The sequence below is a fragment of the Rhodococcus sp. no. 34 genome, from assembly GCF_054589475.1.
Genome location: NZ_BAAILK010000012.1, coordinates 561,646 through 578,069, shown reverse-complemented (window position 1 = coordinate 578,069; position 16,424 = coordinate 561,646). Strand labels below are relative to the sequence as shown.

The following is a 16,424-nucleotide window of genomic DNA, read 5'->3' as shown; positions in this document are numbered from 1 at the left end:
TACCTCAGGCGTCGATACCCAGGTTGATGACGGCGAGGTAGGACCCGTCCGACTGCTTTTCGACGGTCATGAGGCCGGTGTCGTCGTAGATGCCGTCACTGGCGTTGTTCGTGTTGTTCTCACGACCGGTGTGCTCGCTGTACGGGGACTGCGAGTACACCTCGTCGAGAAGGGTCTCGTCGAAGAAGGTCTGCGACGTGAGGACCGTCTTCTTGTCGATGTGAACCTTGACGTGGATGTGGGTGGTGCGGCCCATGTACCAGCCGGGAAAGATCGTGGTGAACTGCGCGATGCCGTTTGCATCGGTGGTCTGGGCGCCGCGCAGGTAGGTGCCGTCGTCGGTGGTGGTGGCTTCGGTGTCGCCGACGCTGTACGAACCGTCGGAGGTCTCACCGGACCCTCCCATGCCGCCGCCCATTCCGCCGGGTGCGCCTGACGGTGGTTCGCCCATTCCGCCTCCGGGTGCACCTGACGGAGGTTCACCCATCCCGCCGGCCGGGGGAGTTCCGCCGCCACCGCCACCGCCGCCGCCGTTGGCGCTCAGCGAACCGGATTCGAAGCCGGAGTACACGCCGCCGGCGTCGCAGTGCCAGATCTCGACTACGGCGTTGGAGACCGCGCCGATGCTGCCGTCGACGTTGCACTGGCTGTTGTCCTGCACGCGCATTGCCACCTGCAGTGTGGTGCCCGGACGGTCTTCGCGGATGTCGCCGCGAATGGAGTCGACGTCGAACCAGTAGGGGCCCTGTGTCTCTTCCTTGCTCATGACGCACTGCGATGCTTTGGCCAGAAGTGCGGTGACGGCATCGCCGGACGTGGCCGCTGCGGAAGCGCCGGAAGTGGTTGTCGTCGACGCAGCCGCGGCCGAAGTCGTCGTGGCGGTGCCACTGTTACCGGAACAGGCTGCGATGAGCCCGCCGAGACTGATGGTTCCGCCGAGAGCGAGGGCCCGTCGACGGCTCACGCGCAGCCTGCTCGCTTCGATGTCTTTGTTCACGCCGCTGTACCTCCATTGTGTGGGCTGTTGTCTCAATGGTGGACGGGCGACCTGGTGCGGAACTGGTTATCCGCTGTGAACTTGCTGGGAGAGCATCTGAATGCTCGAAGTGGCCCGCACATAGACCTGTCCGCCGGCGTCGACGATGCGAGTTTCGATCAGCGCGAGCCTGCGCCCGGCACGAATCACGGAGGCCTCGGCGCGCAAGACCGGCCCGCCGATGTCGGGTGAGCGCAGGAAGTCGATCCTGTGGTCGAGGACGCGATAGTCCTGGTCGACGCTGGTCAGGGTCTGGGCAGACAGGCCAGTGATGGCGTCGACTGCCGAGATGAGGACACCGCCCTGAACGGCGCCCAACGGGTTGGCCATCCAGTCCACGGGTGCGAACTCGCCGACGACGGAACCCGGGGTCACGTCGACGACAGCAAGATCGAGGAGTCCGGCGAGTGGACCGCGTTCGAGTCTGCCGTCGCGGATTCCTTCGACGACGTCGGACCCGGACAACCCGCTCAGGTTGCTTGTCTTCTCCGGCGTCGGGACGGGCAGCGGCTCGCCCTCCACGTAGTCGTCGATTCCCACGACGGGGGGACGCGAGACCACCATGGCGCGACCGGCCATCACTGCCAGAAGGGTGCCGTTCTCGTCGCGAAGTTGCCCGGATGCGAGTCCGACGCCGTCGTCGAGATGCACGAGTGTTCCGGTGGCACCGACGTCCGCGACGTCGGGGATGTCGGCGCCCGCACTGACCGTGACCTGCGCGAGCACGGACTGATGGCCCGAGGTCAGTCCCGAGTACACCGCGCCACCCATGGCACCGTCGATCATGACGCCGATGGAACCGAGCACGGTCTTGCCACGGTGATCGTGGAATCGCTCGCCGACGGCCTGCGCGAAGGCCAGGTCCCCGGGCTCGACCGAAACGGCGCGCACACCCATCAATGTGTTGAGTGGGTCAAGCTTCTTGACGGGCGCGGCGGAGTTGTCGATGCTCATCCGTCGAGTATCTCCAGCGCGCCGAGTCCTGCCGAGACCGGGTCTCAACCACCGATACGTGAATGCATCTCCCAGACGAGGACTTCGGCCCCGGCGTCGGAGGTCAGCTGCTGGCCACCCGAATCGCTCAACCGGACAGCATCGCCCTCGTACAGTGTGCCGACGCCCTCCATCTCGGCAGTGCCCTGCGCGACGAAGACGTGCAGGAACCGTGCGCCCGGAAGATTCACGGAGGTGCCGGGCAGAATGCGTGCGACATGCATGGCGGCGTTCTTGTTGTTGATGCGAATCGCCGAATGATCCTTGTAGCGCTCCATTCCGGAGGCAACCGGGATCAGACCGCCGCGCAGCAGTTCGTCGTCGATCTCGAGCTGTTCGTAACCGGGGGTCAGTCCACCTTCGTCCGGTACCACCCACATCTGGATGAAATGCACGGGGTCGGAATGCTGTTCGCCGCCGATACGCCACGAATCGTTCTTCTCACTGTGCATGATTCCGGTACCGGCGCTCATACGCTGGGCGAGTCCCGGATAGATGACGCCGGTGTGGCCGATGGAATCCTGGTGCACGAGCGAACCGCGAAGCACCCAGGTCACGATTTCCATGTCCTTGTGCGGATGGGTGTCGAAACCGGTTCCCGCCAGTACGGTGTCGTCGTTGTTGACGAGCAGCAATCCGTGATGAGTGTTGTCCGGATCGTAGTGCTGTCCGAACGAGAACGAATGTTTCGAATCCAGCCAGGAGACGCGGGATTTCAAGCGATCGCCGGAGCGGTGCACATCGATGTGCGGTGTCGTCCGTGGGGCCTGTGCTCGACCAGATGCCATGGCTCCTCCTTCTGTACCACCGGGATCCACCACAATCGGGATCCGCCACTACCGGCATCCACCCTACGACGAACCTGCTGTGTAGTCCGAACATTGGGCGTACTCGGTGGTGTCGTCAGTTCGTCGACGCGTGCATCTCCCACACGAGTATCTCCGCATCGCCGATTCCCTCGACTCGTTGACCGCCAGTATCCTTGAGTCGCAACGAATCTCCCGGACCGAGCAATCCGACTCCCTCGACGTCGACAGTGCCCCCGGCGATGAAGCCGTGCACGTACGGCGCATCCGGGAGAGATACCGACCCACCGGTCTCGAGGCGAGCAACATGCAGTGCCGCATGTTTGTTGTGCAAGCTGATCGCGCTGTGATCGCGATGCGCGGGCATCCCCGACGCCAGGGTGATCAGGCCACCGCCGTCGAGTTCGGAGTTGATGTCGAGTTCCTGATAGCTCGGAGTCACTCCGGATTCGTCCGGGGGTATCCACATCTGGACGAGGTGAACGGGCTCGGTGACACGCGAGCCGTCGGCCCGGAAGCGATCGTTGCGCTCGGAGTGCAGGATTCCGGTACCGGCGCTCATTCTCTGCGCGAGTCCGCGATGGATGACCCCGGAGTGCCCAGCGGAATCCTGGTGAACCAGAGATCCGCTGAGCACCCACGTCACGATCTCGGTGTCGCGGTGCTGATGAGTGTCGAAACCGTAGTCGGCTTCGATGATGTCGTCGTTGTTCACCAACAGAAGTCCGTGCGCGTACGCGGCGTGATCGAAGTTTCCGGCGAAGGGGAAACTGTGACGCGCCGTGAGCCAGCCGTAGTTGAGATGCGCACGTTCGTCAGCTCGCTGGACAACTACCGACGACATGTCAGCTCAGCGTCTCGTGTGCCGCCGGGATGGATCCCAGGCGTCCGGCCTGGAAGTCCTCGAAGGCCTGCATGACCTCGGACTTGGTGTTCATGACGAACGGCCCGGCCATCGCGATGGGCTCACGAATCGGTTTGCCGCCGAGGATGAATACCTCGAGAGATTCGGTCCGTGAATCCTGGCGATCGGAAGCGGCGACGGTGATGGAGTCACCGCGTCCGAAGACAGCTGTCTGTCCGACACGAATGGGCCGACGCTCGGCCCCGACCGTGCCTTCGCCGGCGAGGACGTAGACGATCGCGTTGAACTCGGGGTTCCACGGAAGCGTCAGGCTCGCACCCGGGGCCACAGTCGTGTGGGAGAGCGCGATCGGTGTGTACGTCGAACCAGGTCCGGCGTGGCCGGCGATGTCTCCGGCGATGACGCGTACCAAGGCTCCGCCGTCCGGCGAGGAAAGCAGGGCCACCTTGTTACCGGTGATGTCCTGGTACCGCGGAGATGCCATCTTGTTGTCGCGAGGCAGGTTGACCCACAGTTGGACGCCGTGGAAAAGGCCGCCGCTGAGGACGAGGTGCTCCGGCGGAGTTTCGATGTGGAGGATGCCGCCACCCGCGGTCATCCACTGGGTGTCGCCGCCGCCGATAATGCCACCGCCACCGTTGGAGTCCTGGTGCTCCATGATGCCGTCGATCATGTAGGTCACGGTTTCGAAGCCGCGGTGCGGGTGCCACGGTGTGCCCTTGGGTTCTCCGGGTGCGTAGTTGACCTCGCCCATCTGGTCCATGTGGATGAAGGGATCGAGGGCGGAGAGGTCGATGCCGGCGAAGGCGCGGTGAACGGGAAAGCCTTCACCTTCGTATCCGACCGGTGCGGTGGTGATGCTCTTGACGGGGCGGTCGACTGCTGACTCTGCCGGCTCGTCGAGACGGGGCAGGGCCAAGATGTTCTCGACTGTCACAGCAGGCATGTCGTACTCCTTGTATCCGTGAAGCTGATGTCAGGTAGTTGATTGTTCAACTATCTCATTCGGAGTCAACAAAGTCGAGCCCCGGGTATTCCCGGGGCTCGACTGGTGTTCGGATCAGCGCAACATGCTGCCGAGGGTTTTTGCCGCTGCCATGACCTCGGCGCCCAGCGCTGCTTGGTCCTCGGAGTCGAAGACGGAAATTCCGAGGCTGGAGATGGCGTCGCGGCGTCGGCCGGGGATCACCGCCGAGATTCCCAGGACGGACGGGATGACCTCGCCGACGGTCACTGCGTAGCCGCGTGCGCGTGCCGCCGTCACTTCCTCTCGTTCCCCGCTCGTCGGCGGGAGTGAGGCAAGGATGGAAAGCCCGGCGGAGCCGCGGTCGATCGGATCGACCTGCCCTGGATGAAACGCGACGTGAACCTTGGCGCTGCGTGGTTCGACCACCATCAGCGCGCGCACTTCGGTATCGCTCTCGCGGACCACCAGGTGCGCTGTCGCCTCGGTGGCCTCGGCAAGTTCTTGAAGTATCGGGCGAGCGAGAGTGCGCAAATCCTGTTCCACCGGTTCGGCGAGGGTGACCAGGCCGGCGCCGAGAGTGACGCGCTTGAAGGAGTCCTTGCGGCACAGGTGATGAGCCTCGAGCGTGCGGATCAACCGATGTGCGACAGTCCGGTGGACTCCCACTCCGTCGGCAATGTCCGTGACTGACAAGCCGTGCGGATAGGACGTCAGGAGTTCCAGGATCTCGAGTCCGTGATGCAGCGTTTTCGACATGCTGGAGTCCACTTGAACTGCACTTTTGCGCGGTCGGTGTTCCTCGCTCAGCTCTGACATCAAATCCCTTTCTTGACGTTTGTGAGGTATGCCACCTACGCTTTGAACATATCGCACAGTGTGTGCGATTATCGCACACTTTACGGAGCTGCACAACCTTCGGGTGGATGCAGCACAGCGTGTTCGGAGAGAACCTTCATGAGCAACTACAGCGTCGTGGCAACGGAGGATGTTGCCGCAATCCACCAGCTGTACGGCCACCAGAGTCATTGCATAGACTCTGGGCGCCAGCAGGATTGGGCGCAGACATTCACCGATGGCGGTGAGTTTCATTCCCCCAGTTATCCGGAACCTGTGGTCGGTTTCGACGACCTTGCGGCTTTTGCTGCTCGCTTCTTCGCTGCGGCGGAAGCTGCCGACGAGGTGCATCGCCACGTTCTGACCAATCTCGTCGTCGAGGCGGTGGACGAGAGTGCTCTCACAGTGCACGGGTACCTGCAGATCGTTGCCACCGCTCGCGGCGGAGACTCGCGACTGGTGCGGATGACAACTGTCACAGATCACGTGGTTCGGGTCGGTGAGGAGTGGAAGATCGCCCGCCGCACCGTCTCCCGCGACGACGCGCCCCGAGCGTCCGAACAAGCTTGAAGTACCGAAATGTTTCTTGCACAACAATATTCAGTAGGAGAAGTACATCATGACCGAAAGCTCTGACCAGACGAACCCGGGCCGTACCGTTGTGACGCAGATGTCGGCGGTGTACCCGGAGTTGGCAGGCAAGGTCGCAGTGGTGACCGGCGCGGCTCAGGGTATGGGTGCGACGTTCGCCGAAGGACTGGCAACGCGCGGCGTACATGTCGTCGGCGCCGACATCAACGAAGAGCAGATGCTCGCCACGGCCGCACGAATCAACACGGACCTCGAATCGAATGCACTGGCGGACAAGGCGGGTCGCGTCGTCGGAGCTCGGGTCGACGTCACCAAGCCCGACGAGCATGAATTGCTTGCGCAGTTGGCGTTGAAGGAGTTCGGCCGGGTCGATTTCTGGATCAACAATGCGGGTATCTTCCCGTTTGCGCTGGCCGAGGAGATCACCCCGGAGCAGATCGGCGCAACGCTGAGTGTCAATGTCGAGGGAGTGCTCTACGGTGCTCAGGCGGCGGCACGTCACCTCGGTCCCGGCGGCGCCATCGTCAACATGTCTTCGGTGTCTGCGCTGCGTGTGCGGAAGGGGAGAGGCGCATACTGCACGTCGAAAGCTGCCGTTGCGCACCTCACGGAGTCTCTCGCAGTGGAGTTCGGCGACAAGGGTATTCGGGTCAACTCCATCGCACCCGGCTACATCGACACGGCGATGACGAAGTGGGTCCAGGAAGATCCGATCGCGCTCGCGAACGCACTCGACGCGGTACCACTGCATCGTCTGGGCTCGCCCGAAGAGGTCTTCGGCCCGCTGCTGTTCCTGCTCTCGGACAGCGCGCGTTACGTCACCGGGCACAGCATTGCGGTGGACGGTGGTTCGCGGCATGTCTGAGTCCACGACATATCCCGGCGTCGTTCTCGTTACCGGCGGTGCTGCCGGGATGGGGGCGCATCACGCGCGCACTCTCGCCGCGCGCGGTTCGCATGTCTGCATTGCCGATGTTTCGGATTCATCCGGCGTGGTCGACGACATCGTCGCCGCAGGCGGATCGGCATCCGCTCATCTTCTCGACGTCACCGATGCCGAGGCCTGGGACCGGGTTGTCGACGAAATTCGCACCACCCGTGGGGAACTCGGCGGACTGGTCAACAATGCCGGTATCTCGCGTCGGCTCGAATTCATGGACACGCCGAACGACATCTGGGAGCTGACCATGAAGATCAACCTCTTCGGCCCGTTCTACGGTATGAAGGCGGTGGCGCCGCTGATGCGCGAGAGTGGTGGCGGATCGATCGTCAACATCTCGTCCATCGCCGGTCAGATCGGATACTTCTCTCCGGCTTACTCGTCGAGCAAGTGGGGTCTGACCGGTCTGTCGAAGTCGGCCGCAGGTAACTTCGCGCAGTGGGGGATTCGCGTCAACTCGGTGCACCCGGGACTGGTCGGTACGGCGCTGCTCGGCGGCGCGAACGACTTCGTCGCCGCGTCACTGAAGTCGGTTCCCTTCGGACGCATGGGAACTCTCGACGAGATCACCGAAGCAGTGCTGTTCCTGCTCTCGAACAGTTCGACCTACACCACCGGTACGGAACTCACTGTCGACGGCGGGTTGGTGTCGAACGGTCTTTACCACCGCATCATCGCGGAGACTGGAGAACTTTCATGACCGAGCACTGGGACGTCGTTGTCATCGGTGGCGGCGGAGCAGGTCTCGCCGCTGCGGTGTCGGCAGCTGAAGAAGGCGCATCCGTTCTGCTGTTCGAATCCGAAACCGAACTCGGTGGATCCACCGCGCTGTCGGCCGGCATCTTCACGGCCGCCGGAACGAGCGTGCAGGCCGGCCTCGGAGTCGACGACTCGGCAGAGAAGTTCTTCCAGCACTACATGGACCTCAACCAGTGGATGCTCTCACCCGGATTGATTCGTGCGTTCTGCGAAAACGCCGGTCCGACACTGGAATGGCTCATCGGACTCGGCGTCGAGATTCCCGCGGCGATCTCGGGCAACGCTCACCAGCCGGGACTCGCCCAAGCCGGCGTCGAGGACGTCTGGCGCGGCCACGTGCCCAAGGATCAGGGATACGGACTGATTCAGGTGCTGGACAAGGCTCGTCGTAAGCACGGGATCGAGGTCATCTTCGGAACACGGGTGCAGAAGCTGATCGAGGAAGACGGTCGGGTTGTCGGCGTTGTCGCCGACGACATCGAGGTGCCTGCGGGCGCCGTCGTTGTTGCTTCCGGTGGATTCGCGCAAGATCCGGGTTTGGTGGAACGCCACTTCCCTGACGCGAACAAGGCCGGAGAGGCCTTGTTCGTCGTCGCAGCCGAGGGGAGCCGCGGAGACCATCTTCGTTTTGCCGAAGACCTCGGTGCTTCCCTGGCGGGCGACGGCTGGGGTCTGATGCTGCCCACCGTCTACTTCCAGCGATTCCACCACTGGCAGGCCGGCTTTCCGCCGAAGTCGCGGATCTACGTCAACCAGGACGGCCGTCGTTTCATGGACGAGGACAGCTCGTACGCGGTCTCGACCGGCATCATCGACCATCAGGGTGGATACGGTTGGATGATCTTCGACGAGAACGCTCGCGTGAATCTGGCTCCAGGATATGCGGATTGGAATCCCGAACGCATCGAGGAAGAAGTTGCCGCCGGTGGCACGGTTCGTGCGGACACGATCGAAGACCTCGCAGTGGCTACGGGTGTTCCGGTTGCGACTTTGACGCAAACCCTGCGTCGATGGAACGAGCAACTGCCCAGCGGCCACGACGACGACTTCCTCCGCCATCGCACGTTGCGGAACAAGGGCGCCGTCGGCAACCCGGATCCTATTGCGACAGCACCGTTCTATGCCGCGAAAATCCTTCCGGCAGAGCTCGTATGCACGCATGCGGGAATGGAGATCGACACCGATGCGGCCGTACTCGGGCGCACCGGAGTACCAATCGAGGGTCTGTACGCGGCCGGTGAGGCCGGCGCGGGAATCCTCGGACTGAGATACGTGGGCGGTGGCAATGCAGTTGCCAACGCTTTGACCATGGGCCGCGTAGCGGGACGTAATGCGGCGAACTACACCAGGACCAGCGCTGAGCGCGCACCGGTCCATTCCATCGCGCACTCCTGACGTCCGACGTCTGCGCGGCACCGAATCCAGTCAGTATCCAATCCAGGCAGGGAACAACATGTCAGAGAATGAGACCATGGCGAGAGCCGAATCCACCGAGGGCAGCAGCGTGGCAACCGAACGACAGTCGACGACGAAGGTAATTCGCGCGGCCATCGTCGGTACCGTCGTCGAGTACTACGACTTCGGTATCTACGGATACATGGCCACGACGATCGCCGCGCTGTTCTTCGTTTCCCATGACCCGAACGCAGCACTGCTCGGTACCTTTGCAGCATTCGCCGTGGCCTTCTTCCTACGCGTGCCAGGCGGCATCTTCTTCGGCCACATCGGCGACAAGTACGGCCGCAAGAACGCGCTGTCCTGGACCATCCTCCTGATGGTTCTGGCGACAGCCGGAATGGGCCTGCTGCCGACTTACGCCACGTTGGGTGTGTGGGCGACGTCCATCCTGGTTCTGGCTCGTTGCCTGCAGGGCTTCGCGGCCGGCGGTGAACTCGGCGGCGCCAACGCGTTCGTCTCCGAGTCCGCTCCCAAACGGTGGCGTGCGACGCAGACCTCGATGGTCAATACCGGCACCTACCTGGGTTCGCTGGCAGCTTCGCTCATGGCCCTCGGCCTGACGTCGGTGTTCTCGCAAGAGCAGATCCTCGAATGGGCTTGGCGTATCCCGTTCCTGCTCAGCCTGCTGATCGGTGGCATCGGTATCTGGATCCGCAGCCAGATGGAAGACACTCCTCAGTTCGAAGAACTGCAGGACAAGGGCGAGACCAAGAAGCTTCCCATCCGTGAGTTGCTCAGCACCTCCGGTGGCAGCGTCGTCAAGATCATCCTGCTGGGCGCACTCATCACCGGCGGTTACTACATCGCCTCGGTGTATGCCGCGACATACCTGCAGACCACCGGCGGTCATTCGTCGCGCGTTGCTTTCCTTTCCACTTCTCTTGCACTGGTTCTCGGCGTCATCACGTTGCCGATCTCGGGATACATGGCAGACAAGTACGGGCGTCGGCCGGTGCTGTTCGCCGGTAGTGCCGCCGCAGTGGTTCTCGGAATCCCGATGTTCATGATGATGGCCGGTTCTGGCATCTGGCAGGCGGTTGTCGGTCAGTCAGTGCTCTTCATCTGCGTTTCCGTTGTCAACGGTGCTTCGTACGTGACCTATGTCGAAATGCTGAAAGCATCTGTGCGGTACAGCGGTCTGGCATTGGGTAACAACGTCACCAACATGTTCCTCGGTGGCACCGCGCCTTTCATCGCCACCTATCTCATCAGCCTGACCGGTAACTCTCTCGCTCCGGCTGGATACTTCGTCTTCTGTGCGGTGATCACCCTCGTCACGGTCTTCTTCATCAAGGAGACCAAGGGTGTTGAACTGCAGGTTGATTGATCATCGGGTAGAACAGGAGCCTGACCGTGTCCCTCGCTGACAAGCAAGAAATCACCGAAGTTCTGTATCGCTACGCTCGGGCCGTCGATCGGAAGGATTTCGACAGCGTGGCCCTCTGCTACTTCGACGACGCGATAGACAACCACGGTGGTTACATCGGAACCGTCGACGGGCTGATCGAAGACATGAAGCTCAGACACAAGACGATCGACTCGTCGATTCACTGCATTTCCAACATACTGATCGACGTCAACGGCGATGTCGCTCAGTGCGAGTCGTACTGTTTGTGCTTTCTGCGGCAAGAGCGTTCCGGTACGGATACGGTGCAGACGCTTGCGACGATCAAATGCCGTTACGTCGACAGGTTCGAAAGGCGCCATGGTGAATGGCGAATCGCCGATCGGATTGTCGTGTTCGACGAATCCCGTGAAGACGTGATCGAGAACATCCTGTCCACGGACTGGGTGACGCAACGTCGATCCTTCGACGATCCGGTGTACACCAGGACGCCTTGACCAGTAGTGCAGACGAAGGCCTTCACACACGATGTGTGTGAAGGCCTTTCGCCTGTTCACTTCTCGTGTCAGCCCACTGCGTCCGGTGCGGCTACCTCGGTCAAACGGCCGTCCGAGAGCCTGAGCCAGCGTTCGACTTTGACCTCGGCCAGGAATCTCTCGTCGTGGCTGACCACCACGAACGCCCCCTGATATGCATTCAGGGCACTTTCGAGTTGAGCAACGCTCACCAAGTCGAGGTTGTTGGTCGGCTCGTCGAGAAGAAGCAGCTGCGGGGCCGGATCGGCGAAGAGAACGCACGCCAATGTAGCCCGCAGTCGTTCACCGCCCGAGAGTGCAGCGACGGGAAGATGAGCACCCGCACCCCGAAAGAGGAAGCGCGCCAAGATGTTCATGCGTTCCGGTGCCGGTAGGCCTGGAGCAGACAAGGCAAAGTTCTCTGCGACGGTGCGTGCGGGGTCGAGTAGGTCGAGCCTCTGCGACAGGTATGCCACTCGACCGTCGGCTCGCGTGATCTCACCGGAAGTCGGCGCCACATCCCCGTTGACGATGCGTAGCAACGTCGACTTTCCGACGCCGTTCGGCCCGGTCAACGCGATACGCTCCGGTCCTCGAATGGCCAGGTCGATTCCGGAGTCGGCGAAGATCGCATGATCACCGAACGCGAATTGCATTCGCTCACCGAGGAACACCGTCCGGCCGGCGGGTACATGTGTGCCAGGCAATTCGAGAGAAATCGTCTGGTCGTCTCGAAGAGCGCGGCCCGCTTTGTCGAGTCGGTCCTTCGCCGCGTCGACCCGGGCGAGGTGCGTCTCGTTGGCCTTGCCTGCCGACTCCTGAGCATTGCGCTTCATGGTCCCCGCAAAGATCTTGGGCAAGCCCGCGTTCCCGAGATTGCGGGCAGCGTTACTTGCGCGTCGCGAAGCACGTTCTCGGGCCTGCTGCAGTTCGCGCTTCTCGCGCTTGACCTCTTGCTCGGCGTTGCGGATGTTCTTCTCCGCCACTTCGCGAGCCGAGCGTGCCGCGGCTTCGTAGTCGGTGAAATTGCCACCGTAGAAGCTGATCTCGCCGCTGTGAAGTTCGGCGATGCGGTCCATGCGGTCGAGTAGTCCTCGATCGTGACTGACCACCAACAGACAACCACTCCAGTCGTCGAGAACGTCGTAAAGCCTGCGGCGCGCGTCCAGGTCGAGGTTGTTGGTGGGTTCGTCGAGGAGAAGGACATCGGGGCGTCGCAGGAGTTGCGCCGCCAGTCCGAGCGAGACGACCTGCCCGCCGCTCAGAGTGTCGAGGCGACGATCGAACGTCATGTCGGCCAAACCGAGTCGACCGAGTTGGGCTCGCGTTCGTTCCTCGATATCCCAGTCGGACCCGATTGTCGTGAAGTGTTCTTCTCGTGTGTCCCCGGATTCGACTGCGTCCAACGCAGCGAGCGTCGGGGCGATGCCCAAGACCTCGGCAATGGTCAGATCGCCCGTCAGTGGCAGGTCCTGCGGAAGGTATCCGAGAACGCCGTCGACGGACACACTGCCGGCGCGCGGCCGCAACTGGCCGGCGATCAATCTGAGCAGAGTGCTTTTCCCGACGCCGTTCTGGGCCACCAGCCCGGTTCGGCCGCCGGGCACGGTGAATGACAATTCGTCGAAGACCGGAGTGTCGTCCGGCCAGGCAAAAGACAGATTCGAGCAAACGATGTAGGTATCGGACATGAATAGACCTCAGGTGTTGTGCGGGCGCGGCAACGCTGCTCCGCAAGGAGTCGGGTAAGTGAACGACAACATGGCCACGACGGCAGCGCTCCGAGGCGTCTGCCGGTGGCCGTCATGCCCGGTTTTATCCGGAGATGTCGAGTTCACCAACCATGTCTGATCCTTTTTGGTCTGTGTTGTTTCATCCGACGATAACAGGAGCCGGTATCTACATACGAGCAATACCGGCGCAGAGAAGTTCGACCAGTCGTCGATACACCCGATCCGGGTCGGTGCCGGCCGGTTGTCCCTCTACCGATTCGAGGATGCAGAAGCCGTGCAGCGCACTGCGAAGAGACCACGCCGCCTGCTCCGAATCATCCGGGCTCAGACCGTATCCCGCGATCACCTTGTTGATGACGTCGACCACCTCGCCGACGGCGGAGACCAGATCGGGATGCGGAGCAGTGGGGTAGCGGTCGGTGATGGCGTAGAGCCCGGGGTGTACTCGGACGAACGCACGCCATGCGTCCGCGAGCGCCATGACGGCGTCGTCGCGCGAGAGACCGACCGCGGCGGCACGCAGTTGTTCGGCGAGAAGGTTGCGTGCGAGGAGGCTGAGTTGATGGTGGACGTCGTCGACCCCGTCGACGTGTTTGTACAGCGCTGACTGCCGGACGTCGAGGGTCTCGGCGAGTTGACTCAGTACCAGAGCGTCGGCGCCTTTGCTGTCGACCAGATCGGCTGCGGCAGCGATCACGCGTTCACGGGTAACCGGAGTTCTCATGCACGCATCTTCCCTGTATGACAGGCTTCGCGTCGGTGATACATTATCACCATGAGTGATGAAGTATCGCCACGCGAGCTGTCCGGCGATCAACTACGCCGTCGTGACCTGCGCGTAGTCGTCACCGGTGCATGCATCCTCGGGTTGACCTCGGTGCTCTACGAACTCTCAGGAGTGTCTCCGTCGACGGGTGCATTCTTTCGGTGTCTCTATGCGCTCATCCCTCTCGGCATGCTCGTGCTCGTTCAGCGTCGTCGGTCACCCCGGCCTTCGATCTCGGCGCCCTGGATCGTGAAGTCTCTACTTGCCGGCGCGTTCCTCGGAATCGATCTGGTGCTCTGGCACGAGTCGATTCATTCGATCGGGGCAGGTCTTTCGACTGTGATCCTGAATTTGCAGGTGCTGTTCGTCGCAATCCTCGGCTACGTTGTCCTGCGCCAACGGATCGGCCGGGAACTGGTCGCCAGCCTTCCGTTGCTCTTCGTCGGAGTTGCTCTGGTAGCCGGGACGAGCACAACACTCACCGGGTCGAATCCTGCTGTCGGAGTGTCGTTTGCCGTGATCGCCGCAGGCGCGTACGCGGTCTACATCTTCCTCATGGGTCTGGCTACTCGGGCGGCGGGCAGAACGGCGTTGCCGATGTTCGTCTCGACGGGAGCCACTGCCCTCACGGCAGGTGCATACGGCCTCGTGAGTGGAACTTTGGATCTGACACCGTCACTCGTAGCTCAAGGTTGGCTTGTGCTGCTCGCGTTGGTATCTCAGGTGATCGGGTGGCTGCTGGTAGCCAGCGCCAGTCAGCGTCTGCCTGCCAGTGCAGTCGCCGCCAGCCTCGTGTTGCAATCGGCGTCAGCACTGTTGTTCGGCGCGGTGATGCTTGCGCAGACCCCAACTCTCGTCCAACTTGCAGGTGCCGGAATGATTTTGGCCGGAGTGGTTGTGGCGACGCGGATACCCGCGAAGAAATCCTCGACGACTGTTGTCGGAAAACGAATGGAGACGAGTGTATGACCACGGCGGCTGACCACATCTACATCAACGGCGACATCAGGGCCATGGACGGTGCGGTCGGCGACAACGCGACCGCTTTGGCAGTCAAGGACGGCAGATTTGTCGCCCTCGGAACCGACGCCGAGATCGCGGCGCTGACCGATTCCGAAACCTCCGTTGTCGATCTCGCCGGAGCGGTGGTTGTTCCGGGGTTCATCGAGACGCACCTCCATCCGATGATGTGGGGTTTGATGCTCAGTGGGGTCGACGCAACGACGAATACGTGCCCGACCATCGAGAAGTTGATCACGGCGTTGGCCGCGCGGGCCGCGATCACACCAGTTGGCGAGCCCATCGAAGCGTGGGGCTTCGACGACAGCCTCGTGGCGGAAGATCGAGGCCTGACCGTAGCTGATCTGGACAAAGCTTCCACCGAGCATCCGATCCTGGTGCGGCACTTGTCTGCTCACGGAATCTATGTCAACTCGGTCGCACTGGAGAAGGCCGGAATCGATGCCACCACGGTCGATCCGGAAGGTGGTGTCATCGTTCGGGACAGCGACGGTGTACCCACCGGTGAACTGTGCGAGGTTCCGGCAATGTCTCTGGTGCACGGACTTGTTCCGGATATGAACCCGGATGCGTCCAAGATCGCGATGCTGCGGGCGCAGGAAGTCATGGCGTCGGTGGGCGTGACGAGTTTCCACGACATGTACGTCACGGCCGAGATGTACGAGGCGTACCGGCAACTCGACGCCGATGGTGACTTGAGGCTGCGTGCGCGCCTCTATCTCGGCCACGGGGTTCACGATCAGTTGGGTGAACTCGCCGATCCGACCGAGCGAGTTCGTGTGGGCGGCGTCAAACTCATTTCGGACGGGTCGATTCAGTTGCACACCGCTGCGCTGACCGAGCCGTACCACGATCTGGGCGGATGCCGCTGCGGCGGAATGGCAATCCCGGCAGGCGCGCTCGGGGCACTCGTCGAGGAACATCACGCTGCCGGCCGGCAAGTTGCGATTCATACGAACGGTGATCAGGCCATCGATTTTGCATTGGACGCAATTGCAGCGGCACGGACAGCGCACCCGGACATCGAAGTTTCGCATCGACTCGAGCACGTTCAGACGTTGCGGGAAGATCAGATCGCGCGGATGGTCGAACTCGGGGTGGTGGCGTCGATCTTCGTGAACCACGTCTACTACTGGGGTGACCGGCACCGCGATCGTTTTCTCGGACCGGGTCGCGGCGAGCGGATCAGCCCCGTGGCGTCGGTCGTGGCGGCGGGGCTTGCCTACGCGCTGCATTGCGACTGCCCTGTCACTCCAGTGAACCCGCTCTTCACGATGAACACCGCCGTACATCGTGTTACGCGAGAAGGTCACGTTCTGGGTGCGGAGCAACGGGTTTCCGCGTCCGAGGCGCTGGCCGGTTACACAAGCGCAGCCGCTCGTCTCACCGGTGAGTCATCGGACAAAGGTCGGATAGCGGTGGGACTTTTGGCGGATTTTGTTGTGCTCGACGGAGATCCGCTGCGCAGCGATTCGACAGACTTGAATGAACTGTCGGTCCTGCGCACGGTTGTCGGAGGTGAGACCGTCTTCGAGGTGTAGGGCCTCCGCCTTAGTTTGTTGCTCGATTGTCGCTGCTTTCAAAGCGGAGGCAACCGAACGATCCCCAAAACAAACCAAAAGTTTGTAGAACTTGTTTCAGGTGAATTTCCGACTGTATGGACCATCCGGACGAAGGTTACTTCAGCAAACGGGTTGCAACAAAGTGCTGCGTCTTTTAAATGATCCAGGTGAGAGGCGATTCTGTAGTCAAGTTCAGGTTTCAACAAGCTTCTGGACATTCGACCAGCTTTTCGC

At 62.0% G+C, this 16,424-nt stretch carries 16 protein-coding genes; 8 read left to right on the top strand and 8 right to left on the bottom strand.

What is annotated here, in order from left to right:
- Positions 1–4: 4 nt before the first annotated feature.
- The 6 genes from ACYP01_RS03660 to ACYP01_RS03635 form a co-directional block, all read right to left on the bottom strand.
- The gene (locus tag ACYP01_RS03660) at positions 5–997 is read right to left on the bottom strand and encodes a peptidase associated/transthyretin-like domain-containing protein (protein ID WP_459678697.1); all 993 of its coding nucleotides are present in this window, start codon (positions 995–997) and stop codon (positions 5–7) included.
- 66 nt (positions 998–1,063) lie between these two features.
- Positions 1,064–1,990: a PaaI family thioesterase gene (locus tag ACYP01_RS03655; RefSeq protein WP_459678695.1), complete on the bottom strand. Its 927-nt coding sequence runs from the start codon at positions 1,988–1,990 to the stop codon at positions 1,064–1,066.
- Positions 1,991–2,034: 44 nt separating this feature from the next.
- A complete protein-coding gene (locus tag ACYP01_RS03650) occupies positions 2,035–2,817 on the bottom strand; it encodes a pirin family protein (RefSeq protein WP_003940511.1) in 783 nt (260 codons plus the stop codon).
- Positions 2,818–2,932: 115 nt separating this feature from the next.
- Entirely contained in the window at positions 2,933–3,679 is a 747-nt protein-coding gene (locus ACYP01_RS03645) for a pirin family protein (protein ID WP_003939960.1), read from the bottom strand.
- Between the two features lies 1 nt (position 3,680).
- A complete protein-coding gene (locus ACYP01_RS03640; protein WP_007731415.1) occupies positions 3,681–4,646 on the bottom strand; it encodes a pirin family protein in 966 nt (321 codons plus the stop codon).
- 114 nt (positions 4,647–4,760) lie between these two features.
- On the bottom strand, positions 4,761–5,483 hold the full coding sequence (locus tag ACYP01_RS03635) for an IclR family transcriptional regulator (RefSeq protein ID WP_003939719.1): 723 nt from the start codon (positions 5,481–5,483) through the stop codon (positions 4,761–4,763).
- A gap of 138 nt (positions 5,484–5,621) precedes the next feature.
- Here ACYP01_RS03635 and ACYP01_RS03630 point away from each other — a divergent pair, with 138 nt between their 5' ends.
- The 6 genes from ACYP01_RS03630 (at position 5,622) to ACYP01_RS03605 (ending at position 11,091) form a co-directional block, all read left to right on the top strand.
- Positions 5,622–6,071, top strand: a complete 450-nt coding sequence (locus tag ACYP01_RS03630) for a nuclear transport factor 2 family protein (RefSeq protein ID WP_007731417.1) — start codon at positions 5,622–5,624, stop codon at positions 6,069–6,071.
- Between the two features lie 49 nt (positions 6,072–6,120).
- Entirely contained in the window at positions 6,121–6,957 is an 837-nt protein-coding gene (locus ACYP01_RS03625; protein ID WP_459678691.1) for an SDR family NAD(P)-dependent oxidoreductase, read from the top strand.
- Positions 6,950–7,732: an SDR family NAD(P)-dependent oxidoreductase gene (locus ACYP01_RS03620; protein WP_459678689.1), complete on the top strand. Its 783-nt coding sequence runs from the start codon at positions 6,950–6,952 to the stop codon at positions 7,730–7,732. Before ACYP01_RS03625 ends, ACYP01_RS03620 begins: the two co-directional genes overlap by 8 nt.
- Entirely contained in the window at positions 7,729–9,186 is a 1,458-nt protein-coding gene (locus ACYP01_RS03615) for an FAD-dependent oxidoreductase (protein WP_459678687.1), read from the top strand. The genes ACYP01_RS03620 and ACYP01_RS03615 overlap by 4 nt, the downstream gene beginning before the upstream one ends.
- Before the next feature lie 76 nt (positions 9,187–9,262).
- Positions 9,263–10,576 (top strand): MFS transporter, encoded by a 1,314-nt coding sequence (locus tag ACYP01_RS03610; protein ID WP_007731424.1) that lies wholly within the window; start codon positions 9,263–9,265, stop codon positions 10,574–10,576.
- A 26-nt stretch (positions 10,577–10,602) separates the two neighbouring features.
- Positions 10,603–11,091 carry a nuclear transport factor 2 family protein gene (locus tag ACYP01_RS03605; RefSeq protein WP_030535188.1) on the top strand — a complete coding sequence of 163 codons (489 nt, stop codon included), beginning with the start codon at positions 10,603–10,605 and terminating at the stop codon, positions 11,089–11,091.
- A 68-nt stretch (positions 11,092–11,159) separates the two neighbouring features.
- Here the strand turns inward: ACYP01_RS03605 and ACYP01_RS03600 are convergent, their stop codons facing one another.
- On the bottom strand, positions 11,160–12,800 hold the full coding sequence (locus ACYP01_RS03600) for an ABC-F family ATP-binding cassette domain-containing protein (protein ID WP_387387772.1): 1,641 nt from the start codon (positions 12,798–12,800) through the stop codon (positions 11,160–11,162).
- 208 nt (positions 12,801–13,008) lie between these two features.
- Positions 13,009–13,566, bottom strand: a complete 558-nt coding sequence (locus tag ACYP01_RS03595) for a TetR/AcrR family transcriptional regulator (RefSeq protein WP_003940110.1) — start codon at positions 13,564–13,566, stop codon at positions 13,009–13,011.
- A 51-nt stretch (positions 13,567–13,617) separates the two neighbouring features.
- Here ACYP01_RS03595 and ACYP01_RS03590 point away from each other — a divergent pair, with 51 nt between their 5' ends.
- Both ACYP01_RS03590 and ACYP01_RS03585 read left to right on the top strand, forming a co-directional pair.
- Positions 13,618–14,577, top strand: a complete 960-nt coding sequence (locus ACYP01_RS03590; protein WP_003940520.1) for a DMT family transporter — start codon at positions 13,618–13,620, stop codon at positions 14,575–14,577.
- Entirely contained in the window at positions 14,574–16,169 is a 1,596-nt protein-coding gene (locus tag ACYP01_RS03585) for an amidohydrolase (RefSeq protein WP_459678683.1), read from the top strand. The genes ACYP01_RS03590 and ACYP01_RS03585 overlap by 4 nt, the downstream gene beginning before the upstream one ends.
- Positions 16,170–16,424 lie beyond the last annotated feature (255 nt).

What these genes read in the sequence shown, in the direction of transcription:
- ACYP01_RS03615 (WP_459678687.1), top strand. Translation starts at nt 7,729, where the DNA reads ATGACCGAGCACTGGGACGTCGTTGTCATCGGTGGCGGCGGAGCAGGT.
- ACYP01_RS03635 (WP_003939719.1), bottom strand. Translation starts at nt 5,483, where the DNA reads ATGTCAGAGCTGAGCGAGGAACACCGACCGCGCAAAAGTGCAGTTCAA.
- ACYP01_RS03650 (WP_003940511.1), bottom strand. Translation starts at nt 2,817, where the DNA reads ATGGCATCTGGTCGAGCACAGGCCCCACGGACGACACCGCACATCGAT.
- ACYP01_RS03630 (WP_007731417.1), top strand. Translation starts at nt 5,622, where the DNA reads ATGAGCAACTACAGCGTCGTGGCAACGGAGGATGTTGCCGCAATCCAC.
- ACYP01_RS03640 (WP_007731415.1), bottom strand. Translation starts at nt 4,646, where the DNA reads ATGCCTGCTGTGACAGTCGAGAACATCTTGGCCCTGCCCCGTCTCGAC.
- ACYP01_RS03620 (WP_459678689.1), top strand. Translation starts at nt 6,950, where the DNA reads ATGTCTGAGTCCACGACATATCCCGGCGTCGTTCTCGTTACCGGCGGT.
- ACYP01_RS03595 (WP_003940110.1), bottom strand. Translation starts at nt 13,566, where the DNA reads ATGAGAACTCCGGTTACCCGTGAACGCGTGATCGCTGCCGCAGCCGAT.
- ACYP01_RS03610 (WP_007731424.1), top strand. Translation starts at nt 9,263, where the DNA reads ATGGCGAGAGCCGAATCCACCGAGGGCAGCAGCGTGGCAACCGAACGA.
- ACYP01_RS03625 (WP_459678691.1), top strand. Translation starts at nt 6,121, where the DNA reads ATGACCGAAAGCTCTGACCAGACGAACCCGGGCCGTACCGTTGTGACG.
- ACYP01_RS03645 (WP_003939960.1), bottom strand. Translation starts at nt 3,679, where the DNA reads ATGTCGTCGGTAGTTGTCCAGCGAGCTGACGAACGTGCGCATCTCAAC.
- ACYP01_RS03655 (WP_459678695.1), bottom strand. Translation starts at nt 1,990, where the DNA reads ATGAGCATCGACAACTCCGCCGCGCCCGTCAAGAAGCTTGACCCACTC.
- ACYP01_RS03590 (WP_003940520.1), top strand. Translation starts at nt 13,618, where the DNA reads ATGAGTGATGAAGTATCGCCACGCGAGCTGTCCGGCGATCAACTACGC.
- ACYP01_RS03600 (WP_387387772.1), bottom strand. Translation starts at nt 12,800, where the DNA reads ATGTCCGATACCTACATCGTTTGCTCGAATCTGTCTTTTGCCTGGCCG.
- ACYP01_RS03585 (WP_459678683.1), top strand. Translation starts at nt 14,574, where the DNA reads ATGACCACGGCGGCTGACCACATCTACATCAACGGCGACATCAGGGCC.